The sequence below is a fragment of the Nonomuraea sp. NPDC023979 genome (genome assembly GCF_040639085.1).
Classification (GTDB): domain Bacteria; phylum Actinomycetota; class Actinomycetes; order Streptosporangiales; family Streptosporangiaceae; genus Nonomuraea; species Nonomuraea ceibae.
In genome coordinates this window covers 222,838-234,685 of the sequence record NZ_JBEZZG010000006.1, presented here as the reverse complement: position 1 = coordinate 234,685, position 11,848 = coordinate 222,838, and the positions used below count along the sequence as shown (strand labels likewise).

The 11,848-nt window shown below is 73.8% G+C and carries 11 protein-coding genes; 6 read left to right on the top strand and 5 right to left on the bottom strand.

What is annotated here, in order from left to right:
- Positions 1-185: 185 nt before the first annotated feature.
- From AB0G11_RS14640 to AB0G11_RS14615, 6 genes are read left to right on the top strand one after another with little or no spacing between them, the layout of a single operon-like run.
- Positions 186-1,508, top strand: coding sequence for a Wzz/FepE/Etk N-terminal domain-containing protein (locus AB0G11_RS14640; RefSeq protein WP_357586236.1), 1,323 nt, complete (start codon positions 186-188; stop codon positions 1,506-1,508).
- Entirely contained in the window at positions 1,505-2,782 is a 1,278-nt protein-coding gene (locus tag AB0G11_RS14635) for a hypothetical protein (protein WP_357586234.1), read from the top strand. Before AB0G11_RS14640 ends, AB0G11_RS14635 begins: the two co-directional genes overlap by 4 nt.
- A complete protein-coding gene (locus AB0G11_RS14630; protein ID WP_357586232.1) occupies positions 2,769-3,659 on the top strand; it encodes a hypothetical protein in 891 nt (296 codons plus the stop codon). The genes AB0G11_RS14635 and AB0G11_RS14630 overlap by 14 nt, the downstream gene beginning before the upstream one ends.
- A 5-nt stretch (positions 3,660-3,664) precedes the next feature.
- A complete protein-coding gene (locus AB0G11_RS14625) occupies positions 3,665-4,507 on the top strand; it encodes a sulfotransferase (protein WP_219505118.1) in 843 nt (280 codons plus the stop codon).
- Positions 4,498-5,745, top strand: a complete 1,248-nt coding sequence (locus tag AB0G11_RS14620; RefSeq protein WP_357586230.1) for a lipopolysaccharide biosynthesis protein — start codon at positions 4,498-4,500, stop codon at positions 5,743-5,745. The genes AB0G11_RS14625 and AB0G11_RS14620 overlap by 10 nt, the downstream gene beginning before the upstream one ends.
- Positions 5,742-6,635: a sulfotransferase gene (locus AB0G11_RS14615; protein ID WP_357586229.1), complete on the top strand. Its 894-nt coding sequence runs from the start codon at positions 5,742-5,744 to the stop codon at positions 6,633-6,635. The genes AB0G11_RS14620 and AB0G11_RS14615 overlap by 4 nt, the downstream gene beginning before the upstream one ends.
- Here AB0G11_RS14615 and AB0G11_RS14610 read toward each other — a convergent pair.
- From AB0G11_RS14610 to cysD, 5 genes are all read right to left on the bottom strand, one after another.
- Entirely contained in the window at positions 6,622-7,482 is an 861-nt protein-coding gene (locus AB0G11_RS14610; RefSeq protein WP_357586228.1) for a WecB/TagA/CpsF family glycosyltransferase, read from the bottom strand. The genes AB0G11_RS14615 and AB0G11_RS14610 overlap by 14 nt on opposite strands.
- 254 nt (positions 7,483-7,736) lie before the next feature.
- Entirely contained in the window at positions 7,737-8,615 is an 879-nt protein-coding gene (locus AB0G11_RS14605) for a glycosyltransferase (RefSeq protein ID WP_357586226.1), read from the bottom strand.
- On the bottom strand, positions 8,612-9,511 hold the full coding sequence (locus AB0G11_RS14600; protein ID WP_357586224.1) for a sulfotransferase: 900 nt from the start codon (positions 9,509-9,511) through the stop codon (positions 8,612-8,614). The genes AB0G11_RS14605 and AB0G11_RS14600 overlap by 4 nt, the downstream gene beginning before the upstream one ends.
- Before the next feature lie 143 nt (positions 9,512-9,654).
- The gene (gene cysN, locus AB0G11_RS14595) at positions 9,655-10,917 is read right to left on the bottom strand and encodes a sulfate adenylyltransferase subunit CysN (RefSeq protein ID WP_219500360.1); all 1,263 of its coding nucleotides are present in this window, start codon (positions 10,915-10,917) and stop codon (positions 9,655-9,657) included.
- A 4-nt stretch (positions 10,918-10,921) separates the two neighbouring features.
- Positions 10,922-11,836 carry a sulfate adenylyltransferase subunit CysD gene (gene cysD, locus AB0G11_RS14590; protein WP_219500357.1) on the bottom strand — a complete coding sequence of 305 codons (915 nt, stop codon included), beginning with the start codon at positions 11,834-11,836 and terminating at the stop codon, positions 10,922-10,924.
- Positions 11,837-11,848 lie beyond the last annotated feature (12 nt).

Below are 11,848 nucleotides of genomic sequence, written 5' to 3'. Positions count from 1 at the left end.
GGCCGCCGTACAAATCCCTTTATCGCGGGTTATTGAAGGACGAATTGCTGCCCGTACGGGAGAAAATCTTGGGTAATCGACCTGGGTAATATCCGGCCCGCCTATAGTGGGCGCACACCTCGGCACGTGACGCAGAGTCGCAGAAGCGCGACAATCCGCTACGCACTTCAGGGAGACGCGCCTCCATGAGCTCGACGCCGGACTGCCCGGCCCACCGCTCCGGCACCGAGCTGGGGGCGCACCTCTCGCTGCTCCGCAGGCGCTGGCTGCTGTTCCTGGGCTGCTTCCTGGCCGGTGGCACGATGGGGCTGGCGCTGATGCGGCTCACCCCGCCCGCCTACACCGCCACCACCCAGGTCCTCGTCACCCCGGTGGGCGTGCCCGAGCAGGGCAACCAGGTGACCGCCAGGCAGCGCGAGCAGCTCAACCTCGACACCGAGGCGCAGATCGCCCGCTCCGGCGTCGTCGCCGCTGCCGCCGCCCAGATCGCCGGCATCGCCGAGCCGGAGCCCGTCGAGGTCACGGTGCCGCCCAACTCGGCGGTCCTGCTCATGACCGTCACCTCGCCCGACCCCGTCGCCGCCACCACCCAGTCGCGCGCCTACGCCGACGCCTACCTGGCCCACCGGGCCGACGGCGCGCAGGCCGCCATCACCTCCCAGCAGAAGCTCATCCTGGCCAAGCTCAAGCAGGTCAACGCCGCGCTCGCCAAGGCCGTCACGCAGCTCGGCGGGCTGCGCCGCGGCACCGCCGAGCACACGCTCGCGCTCCACCGGCAGGGCGTGCTCAACCGGCAGGCCAACAGCCTCACGCTCAAGTACGACGCGCTCAAGACGGTCCCGGTGACGCCCGGCTCGGTCATCAGCCCGGCCGAGCCGCCGTCCGCGCCCAGCTCGCCCAGCCTGCCGCTCCACCTGGCCTCCGGGCTCGTCGCCGGGCTGCTGGCCGGGGCCGGCGCGGCGAGCCTGCGCGACCGGCTCGACACCCGGCTGCGCACCGCCGCCGACGTCGAACGGCTGACCGGGCTGCCCGTCCTGGCCGACCTGGCACGCCCGGCCGAGCTCGCCACCTCCGTCGTCTCCGCCTGCCCCGGGAAGTGGCTGCTGGTCAAGGCCGTGCCCGCCGAGCTCGGCACCGCGTCCGTGATCGCGCCGCTGGCCGCCAGCGCCCCGCTGTCGGTGCTCAACGGCGCCGAGGTGGGCGACCTCGGCCGGGCCGACGCGGCGGTGCTGCTCGTCGGGCTGGGCGAGGCCACCGCCGAGCAGGTCGCGGCCGCCGTACGACAGGTCGGCCGGCACCGCGTGCCCGTCATCGGCGTGGTGACGACGACGGACCTGACGCCCGCGCCCGCGCCCGAGCCGCGCCGGCCCAACACGCTCGGCAAGCTGGTCGCGAGCGGCGAGCTCGCCGAGAGCGGCGCCCTGACGACGCCGATGAGCACGCCTGTGCACACCCCCGCGCACAAGCCCGTGAACCGCCCGGTGGGCTCGCTGGGCAAGCCGACGTGAAAGGGCCCGCCTGGCCCATCGGCGCGCTGCTGCTCGGCTATCCGGTCTGGTGGGCGCTCGGCTTCGGCGGGCTGTCGGTGGTCGTGCTGGCCGTGCCCATGGCCGTCATCCTGTTCCGGCGGCGGCCGGTGCGGGTGCCGCGCGGGTTCGGGCTGTGGGCGCTGCTCATCGGCGGCTACCTGATCAGCGCGCTGATGCTGGGCGAGATGCCGCCCGGCACCTACGGCGAGCTCGGCGCGGGCCGACTGGCCGGCTACGGGATGCGGCTGGCGCTCTACCTGTCACTCATGATCATGGTGCTCTACCTAGGCAACCTCACCGAGCGGGAGCTGCCGCAGCTCCGGCTGGTGCGGATGCTCGGCGTGCTGTTCGTGACGACCGTGGCGGGCGGGCTGCTCGGGCTGCTCGCGCCCGGATTCTCCTTCACCTCGCCGGTGGAGATGCTGCTGCCCGACTGGCTGGCGGGCAACCCGTTCGTGCAGAACCTCATCCACCCGACCGCCTCCCAGACGCAGAAGGTGCTCGGCTACTCCATGCCGCGCCCGGAGGCCCCCTACGAATGGGCCAACGCGTGGGGCAGCAACGTGTCGGTGCTGCTGGTCTGGTTCGTGGTCGGCTGGTGGGTGTACGGGTCGCGCCGCCGCCGGGTGGTCGCCGTGGCGCTGGTCGCGCTGGCCGCCGTGCCGATCGTCTACTCGCTCAACCGCGGCCTGTGGATCGGGCTCGGGCTGGCCGTCGCGTACCTGATCGTCCGGGTGGGCGGCCGGACCAGGCTCATGCTGTGCGCCGGGGCGGTGGCGGCGGCGCTGGTGTTCGCGCTCAGCCCGCTGGCCGGGCTCGTCATGCAACGCCTGGACAAACCGCACTCCAACGACATCCGGGCGTTCACCGTGTCGGCCACGATCGAGGCCGCCACCCACTCCCCCGTCGCCGGCTACGGCAACACGCGCAACGCGCTCGGCAGCCATCGCACGATCACCACCGGCAAGACCGGCTGGTGCGCGGGCTGCGGCCATCCGCCGCTGGGCGCCGACGGGCAGCTCTGGCTGCTGATGATCACCCAGGGGTTCACCGGGGCCGTGCTCTACGTGGCGTTCTTCGCCGGGGCGATCCGCCGCCACTGGCCCGACCGGACGCCGATCGGGCTGGCCGGGGTGCTCGTGATGTGCCTGGTGCTGCTCTACATGTTCGTCTACGACGGGCTGGTCACACCGCTGAGCCTCTACTTCATCTCCTTCGCCCTCCTGTGGAGGAACACGCATGCACGACCATAGGATCCGGCTGCGCTATCTCGGCGACACGCTCGACCTGCTCTTTCCCGGCACCGGGTCACCGCGCCCCTACACGGTGCTGCCCCACCCCTACCTGCCCCGGCGACTGGCTCCGCGCCGCTGGTGGCATCCGGGGCCGAGGGTGATGCTGCCCGCCGAGGGATCGATCGGCGACCACCTCGGCGAGGTGTTCGGCACGCCGATCGAGCTCGTCGTGCACGTGCGGCCCGCCCGCCGGGCCAACCGCAAACCGGTCCTGGAGGCATACTCGGCGGGGGCGCGGCTGGCGTACGTGAAGATCGGCGACAGCGAGCGGGCGCGCGCGCTGGTCGCCAACGAGGCCGCCGTGCTGTCCCGGCTTGCCGACCGGCCGCTCAAGAGCGTCGTCGCGCCCAGCGTGCTCTACCACGGCACCTGGCGCGGGCTCGGCGTGCTCGCGCTGTCGCCGCTGCCCGCGCGGCGCGGCCGGGTGCCCGAGCCGCTGCTCGTCCGCGCCGTCAAGGAGATCGCCGCCACCGGCGACGGCGCGTGGCACGGCGACCTGGCGCCGTGGAACATCGCACCCGCCGCCGACGGGCGGCTGCTCGTGTGGGACTGGGAGCGCTACGCGACCGGGGTGCCGCACGGGTTCGACGCGATGCACCACTTCTTCCAGCGGGCGCTGCGGCGCATGGACCCGCCCACCGCCGCGCGTGCCTGCCTCGCCCAGGCGTTGCGGGTGCTGGCGCCCTACGGGCTCTCGGCGGCCCAGGCCAGGCGGACGGCGCTGCTCTACCTCGTCGCGCTGGCCGACCGGCACGCCACCGACGGGCACGAGCCGCTGGGGCCGCCGCAACGCTGGCTGTCCCCGCTCGTCGACCACGAGGAGCCGATCCTGTGAAGCCGATGAAGCGGCCCGTGCTGTCGGTGTCGCGCGGGGCCGGGCGGTTCACCTCGGGGGCGCGCGTACTGCCGTCGTTCCTCATCATCGGGGCGCAGCGGTGCGGCACCACCTCGCTCTACCGGGCGCTGGCACAGCACCCGCTGCTGCTCAAACCGGTGCTGCACAAGGGCGTCCACTACTTCGACACCGGCTACCGGCGTGGGCTGCCGTGGTACCGGGGGCACTTCCCGCTGCGCGTGGGGGCGGCACTGTTGGCTCGCCGCCACGGGGCCCCGGCGCAGGCGTTCGAGTCGTCGCCCTACTACCTGTTCCACCCGCTGGCCGGCGAGCGCATCGCCGCCGACCTGCCGGGGGTCAAGCTGATCGTGCTCGTGCGCGACCCCGTCGAGCGGGCGTGCTCGGCACACGCCCACGAGCTCGCCCGCGGGTACGAGACCGAGTCCAGCTTCGAGTACGCACTCGAACTGGAGGAGCGGCGGCTGGCCGGGGCCGAGGAGAGCCTGCGGGCACGGCCGTACTCGGTGCACCATTCACACCGGCACCACGCCTACGTGGCGCGGGGCCGCTACGCCGCGCAGCTCGACCGGCTGGAGCCGCTGTTCGGGCGGGAGCGCATCCTGGTGCTCGACAGCCACCGGTTCTTCGCCGAGCCCGAGCCGGTCTACGACCGGGTGCTGGACTTCCTGGGCGTGCCCCGGCTCGGCTACCCGGCGTTCGAGCGCCACAACGGGCGGGCGCTGCCGAGGCCGCTGCCCGCGTCGCTGCGGCGGGCGCTGCGCGAGCGGTTCGAGGCGGACGACGCGCGGCTGGTGCGCTGGCTGGGGGGTGCGCCGTCGTGGCGGTGACGGGTCTGGCGCGCAGCGGCGCGGCGGGGCTGGCCGGGGCCGCGGTGGGGGCGCTGGCCCAGTTCGCGCTCGTGGTGGTGGTGACCAGAGGGCTGCCTGCCGCCCAGGCGGGCGAGTTCTTCGCGGTGACCGCGCTGGCGTTGCTGGCCGCCGGGGTGGCCAAGCTGGACGCGGGGAACGGGCTGGTGTACTTCATCGCGCGGGCCGGGACGTACGGCTATCTCGGCGTTTCCGGATATGTCAGGGCAGCGGTGGTGCCCGTCGCCGTGGTCGCCACCGCGGCCGGGATCGTCCTCCACCCGCAGCTCGGGCCGCTGGCCTGGGCGCTGCCCGCGATCGCCGTGGCCGACGTGCTGCTCGCGGCCACCCGCGGGTTCGGGGCGATGCGGCCCACCGTGCTGCTCGACGGGATCGTGCTGCCCGTCGGCCAGCTCGCCCTCGTCGCCGCCGCCCTCGCCCACAGCTCCGCGCTGCCCCTCGCCTGGGCCGCCCCGTACCTGATCGTGGCCATGCTGGCCGGGCTGGCGCTGCGCGGACGGGCGCCCCGCACGCCCTACCTGCCCGGCACCGGGCGCGACCTGTGGCGTCACACCGCGCCCCGGTCGGCGGCGGGCGCCGTCCAGGCCGTGTTCCAGCGGCTCGACATCGTGCTCGTCGCCGCGCTCGGCGGGCCCGTCCAGGCCGCCGTCTACACCGCCGCCACCCGGTTCAAGGTCGTCGGGCAGCTCGCCAACCAGGGGCTCTCCCGCGCCGCGCAACCCCGCCTGGTGAGCGCGCTCGCCGACGGCGACCTCGCCCGCGCCCGCGAGCTCTACCAGGTCACCACCATGTGGCTGGTGCTGCTCACCTGGCCCGTCTGGCTCGGCTACGCCGCGCTCGCGCCCTGGCTGCTCGACCTGTTCGGCGCCGGCTACGACGCCGCCGCGCCCGTCGCCCTGGTGCTCGCCGCCGCCATGATGGCGGCCACCGCGTGCGGCATGGTCGACGTCGTCCTCACCGCCGCCGGGCACACCACCGGCAGCCTGCTCAACCTGCTCGCCGCGCTCGGCGTCACCGTGCTGCTCGACCTCGCGCTCATCCCCGCCCACGGCGCGCTCGGCGCCGCGCTCGGCTGGGCCGGCGGGCTGCTCGTCAAGAACGCCCTGCCGCTCTGGCAGCTCCACCGCCGCTACGGGCTGCGCCCCTTCGGCCGCCACAGCCTCGGCGCCCTCCGCCTCCGCGCCTGGGCCGCCGCGTGAACCCGCCCGTGCTCGTCACCGGGCTGCCCAGAAGCGGTACGAGCTGGACCGGCAAGATGCTGGCCGCCGGCGGCGAACTCGTCTACGTCAACGAACCGCTCAACCCGCAACACCCGCCCGGCCGCTCCCCCGGCGTGCTGCGCGCCCACGTGACCCACCGGTTCCAGTACATCTGCGACGACAACGCCGACGCCTGGCTGCCCGCCTTCCGCGACACCGTCGCCCTGCGCTACCGCTGGGCGGCCCAACTGCGGGCCAACCGCACCCCGTACGACCTGGCCCGCATGATCCGCTACGGCGCCGCGTTCGGGCTCGGGCGGCTGACCGGGCGGCGGGCCCTGCTCGACGACCCGTTCGCGGTGCTGTCGGCCGGCTGGTTCGCCACCCGGCTCGGCTGCCGCGTCATCGCGCTCGTCCGCGACCCCGTCGCCTTCGTGGCAAGCTGGCAGCGGCTCGGCTGGACCGTCTACTTCCACGAGCTGCTCGAACAGCCCCTCCTCGTCCGCGACCACCCCGAGGTCGAGCTGCTGCGCCCGCTGATCGGCTCCCAGGACCGGCTCGCCAAGGCCGCCGCGCTGTGGCGGGTGACGCGCACGATCCTCTCCTGCCTTCCCGGCATCCAGGTGACCTCGTACGACGACCTCGCCGCCGACCCCCTGCCCGGCTTCCGCACCCTGTACGACCACGCCGGGCTCACCTGGACCCCCGCCGCCGAACGCCGCATCACCCACGCCTGCACCGCCCCCACCGGACCAGGCCGGAGCTTCGCCTGGACAGGGCTGTCCCGCACCGCCTACCGGCCGATGGACTCCCGCCAGGCCCTGCGCACCGCCGCCCGCGGCCTCACCCCGGCGGAGATCGCCCGCGTCCGCGCCCTCACCGCCGCATGACCCCGCGCCTGGCCTCCAGCAGCAGCCGCACCGCGAACGGCAGATCGTCCACCAGGTAGCGCCTGGCCAACCGGCCCGGCTCCGACCCCAGCCGGAACGCCCACTCCAGCCCGGCGCGCCGCATCCACCCCGGAGCGCGCGGCACCGTCCCGGCCGCGAACGCGATCGCCGCCCCGCAGCCCAGGAACCAGGCGCCGGGCAGCTCCTGGCGCAGGTCGCCGATCAGCAGCTCCTGCCGGGGGAAGCCCAGCCCCACGAACACCAGCCGGGGCCGCGCCCGCACCACGTCGCCCATCACCCGCTCGCGCTCCGCCGGGCGTGCGTCGAACCCGTACGGCGGCGACACCGCGCCCCGGACGTCGAGCCCCGGACAGCGGCGCGCCAGCTCCCCCGCCGCGCCCTCGGCGGCCCCGGGCGGCCCGCCGAGCAGGTAGACCGGCCAGCCGCGCCGCGCCGCCCGCGCGCTCAGCGACCAGATCAGGTCCGCGCCCGTGACCCGCTCCGGCAGCGGCGTCCCCGAGATCCGCGACGCCCACACCAGCGGCATCCCATCGGCCACCACCACCTCGGCCCGCCGCACCAGCTCCCGCAACCCGGCATCCCGCGCCACGGCCCGGCAGATGTCCACGTTGGGCGTCACGATCTGGCCCCCGCGGCCCGCCTCCACCTCCCCGCTCACCCAATCCACCACCTCGGCCTCGGTGGCGGCATCCACCCCCACCCCACCCACCACCACCCGCCGTCCAGCCGACAGCACCCCAGGAGCTGAGCCCGCCCCCTCCAGGACGGCGGCACGCAGCCTGCCGGGCAGCGCCTCCTGGGTCGCCTGCGAGCGACGCGCGCCCACAGCCGCGCCACGCCGCAGCGCCCCAGCGCCCGCCCCCTCCGGGACAGCGGCACGCGGCAGCGTCTCCGTTGGGGAGTCGGCCGCCGGGGTGGTGTCGCGTGGTCGGGTGAGCGTGTCCGGGGGGCGGTGGGGGGCTCCGGGGGGTGGTGGGGCGCTCGGGGTGTCGTGGGTGCTGGGAGTTGGCGGGGCCGAAGGGGGTGGGAACGGGTGGGTGGGTGAGGGCATGGTGGGGTCCGTTGTCCGGTGGGGCGGGGTCAGATGCCGTGGCCTCGGCGGTGGAGGAGGGCGAGGACGCGGGGGGCGGGGATGAGGCCGGCGGCGACGGCCAGCGCGATGGGGGCGCGGGGTTCGCCGAGGCGGGCCGACAGGGCGCGGGAAGCCCAGCGGGCCGCGTCGAGGCGGCGGCCGAGCGCCGCGTGGCCGAAGGCGAGCTGGCCGTAGATCCGTGCCGCGCCGCGTGGATCCACGGCCAGTTCGGGATGCCGGGCGAGCATCCACTCCAGCCCGGCGATGCGGTCGGCCCAGCGGGCGACGTAGTGGGAGGCCCCCCACCGGACCCGGACGAGGGGCCGGTCGGCGCAGGCGATCGGGTGGCGCCGGGCGGCGCGGAGCGCGAGGTCCCAGTCCTCGTTCTGCCCGGCGGGGGCGCTTTCGTCGACCCAGAGCGCGCCGCGCCGGAACAGGAACGTCGAGGAGTGCACCATGACCATGCGCGACCGGGTCAGGTCGGCGGCCGTGACCCGGTCGGCCCCGGCCAGCCGGGTGACGCGGCGGTCGCCGTACTCGATCTCGATGCCGCAGCTCACGAACTCGGCGCCGGTGACGGCGAGCCGCACCTGGGCGGCGAGTTTGCCGGGCAGCCAGAGGTCGTCGTCGTCGCAGAAGGCGACGAGCTCGGTGTCGCAGGCGGCGATGCCGGTGTTGCGCGCCCCGGGCAGTCCCGGGCTGAGCCGGTTGCCGATCACTCTCGCCTGGGCGGGCACCTGCCGCCGCACGGTCTCGGGCGGCACGCCGTCGGCGACGACGACCACGTCGACCGGGTGGTCCTGGGCGAGCGCGGCGAGCACGGCCTCGCGCAGAAGGCCGGGCCGGTCGCCGCGCGTGGGGACGACCACGCCGACGGGACCGGTCATGCGGTCGCCCTGCCGTAGCCGTAGCGGGCCCGGAGCGGCCAGGTGAGCGCGGCGACCAGCCCTCGGTGGTGGCGCGGCAGCCCTTGCCGCCAGGCGTCGTCGCGGGCCAGCTCGACGCGGCCCACTTTGAAGCGCATCGGGTTGCCCGAGGAGGTGTGGCTGGTGGTCAGGTAGGCGGTGGTGCCGTCGAGGAACGGCAGCCGGAACTCGGTGAGCCCGAGCACCCCGGCGAGCCCGGTCAGCGTGGCCTCCGGCGCGGCCAGCAGGTCCTCGTAGCGGATGCGGGTGACGGGGGCGCCGCGCCGGGCGAGGACTTCGAGGGCGAAGTTCTGGGCGTTCCAGTGGACGGCGGTGCGCAGCGGGGTCCAGCGGGTCATCGGCTGCCCGTCCTCGGGCCTGGCCACGCTGCGGCTCCAGGAGTGGGCGACGGCGCGGGGCTCGCGCACCACCTGCACCACCTGGGCGTCGACCCCGGCCTCGACCAGGCAGTAGGCGAGGGAGGCGTGCTTGCTGGAGTCGATCACCACGCGGGCGCCGGCGGCCTCGGCGGCCGCGCGGTAGACGCGACGGTAGGCCCGTACGTATTCGGCCAGGTCGGCGTGGGCGATGCGGGCCACCCGCCGGGTGCGGTCGACGCGGTGGCGCAGGGCGACGACCCGTTCGGCGAGCATGGCCGTCCAGCCGTTGAACGCGCGGTCGCCGACGCGCACCCAGAACGGGCAGACGCTGAACGCCCGGCCGCACCCGCATGCCTCGTCGGCCAGCACGCCGCGCTCCCACAGGTGGACGACCTCGCCCAGGGGCACGACGCCGGGCAGCTCGCCGAGGAGCCGTTCGAGCAGTGTCGTGCCGCTGCGGCCGAGGCCGCCAAGGAAGATCACGCGCGGTTCGCTCACGGGCATGGACTCTCGCATCGCCAACACGGAACGTGGAGACACTAGCGCGGAGAGTAATCATTCGGCCAAGGAACCGGCAATGATCTACCTAACGCGGAACGGCCGGCCGCGGGAAGCGCGACCGGCCGTTTCGGGAGCGAAGCTCAGCGGGAGTCGATGACCATGCCCGCCGCCACGGTGCTGTTGCTGGTCTCGTCGATCAGGATGAAACCGCCGGTGAGCCGGTTGCGCCCGTAGTCGTCGACGAACAGCGGCTGCGTCACCCGCAGCGTCACCCGGCCGATCTCGTTGAGGCCCAGCGCGGTGGCCTCCTCGTCACGGTGGAGGGTGTTGACGTCGAGCCGGTATTGCAGGTCGCGCACCAGCGCCCGCGCGGTGCGGGTGGTGTGCTTGATCGTCAGCTTGGAGCGCGGCGTCAGCTTGGAGGTGTCGGCCATCCAGCAGACCATCGCCTCCAGGTCCTGGGCGGCCTGCGGCTGGTTGTTGGGCCTGGCGATCATGTCGCCGCGCGAGATGTCGAGGTCGTCCTCGAAGCGCAGCGTCACCGACATGGGCGGGAACGCCTCCTCCACCGGCCCGTCGAAGGTGTCGATGGAGGCGATCCGGGTGGTGAGCCCGGACGGCAGGTGGACGACCTCGTCGCCGGGCTTGAGCACGCCGCCCGCCACCTGGCCGGCGTAGCCGCGGTAGTCGTGGAAGGCGTGGTCGGTGGCCCGCTGCGGGCGGATCACGTACTGGACCGGGAAGCGCACGTCGGTCAGGTTGCGGTCGGAGGCGATGTGCACGTTCTCCAGGTGGTGGAGCAGCGAGGTGCCCTGGTACCAGGGCATGTTCTCGGAGCGGGACACCACGTTGTCGCCGTTGAGCGCGGAGATCGGGATGAACGTCAGGTCGGCCACGTTGAGCTTGGAGGCGAACGCGGTGAACTCCTCGCGGATCTCCTCGAAGCGCTCCTGCGAGTAGTCGACCAGGTCCATCTTGTTGACCGCGAGCACCAGGTGCGGGACGCGCAGCAGCGAGGTCAGGAAGGCGTGCCTGCGCGACTGCTCCAGCACGCCCTTGCGCGCGTCGATGAGGATGATGGCCAGGTCGGCGGTGGAGGCGCCGGTGACCATGTTGCGGGTGTACTGGATGTGGCCCGGCGTGTCGGCGATGATGAACTTGCGCCGGGGCGTGGCGAAGTAGCGGTAGGCGACGTCGATCGTGATGCCCTGCTCCCGCTCGGCGCGCAGGCCGTCGGTCAGCAGCGACAGGTCGGTGTATTCGGTGCCGCGGTCGCGCGAGGTGCGCTCGACGGCCTCGAGCTGGTCTTCGAAGATCGCCTTGGAGTCGAACAGGAGCCGCCCGATGAGGGTGGACTTGCCGTCGTCGACGCTTCCCGCCGTGGCGAAACGCAGAATGTCCATCGGTCTAGAAGTAGCCTTCCCGCTTGCGGTCCTCCATGGCGGCCTCCGAGGCGCGGTCGTCGGCCCTGGTGGCCCCGCGCTCGGTGATCCGGGTGGCCGCGATCTCCTCGATGATCTCCTCGACCGTGGCGGCCGTGGACTGCACGGCGCCGGTGCAGGTCATGTCGCCCACGGTCCGGTAGCGGACGACGGCCTCGAACAGCGGCTCGTCGTCGCCCCGCTGGACCACGTCGGCGTCGGGCAGCAGCATGCCGTCACGCTCGAACACCTTGCGGGTGTGGGCGAAGTAGATCGACGGGATCTCGATGCCCTCGCGCCGGATGTAGTCCCACACGTCGAGCTCGGTCCAGTTGGACAGCGGGAAGACGCGGATGTGCTCGCCCTGGGCGATGCGGCCGTTGTAGAGGTTCCACAGCTCGGGGCGCTGGTTCTTCGGGTCCCACTGGCCGAACTCGTCGCGGAAGGAGAAGACGCGCTCCTTGGCCCTGGCCTTCTCCTCGTCGCGCCGGGCGCCGCCGAAGACGGCGTCGTTGCGGTTGGCCTCGATGGCGTCGAGCAGCGTCGTGGTCTGCAGGCGGTTGCGGGAGGCGCGGCGGCCGGTCTGCTCGGCGACGCGGCCCTGGTCGATGGACTCCTGCACGGAGGCCACGATCAGCTTGGCGCCCAGCTCCTCGACGCGGCGGTCGCGGAACTCGATGACCTCGTCGAAGTTGTGGCCGGTGTCGACGTGCATGAGCGGGAACGGGATCGGCGCGGGCCAGAACGCCTTCTCCGCGATGCGGAGCATGACGATGGAGTCTTTGCCGCCGGAGAAGAGCAGACAGGGGCGCTCGAACTCGGCAGCCACCTCGCGCATGATGTGGATGGCCTCGGCTTCGAGTACGTCGAGCTGCGACGTCGTGTAGTCGCGCTGGAGCATAAGCGCTCTCCT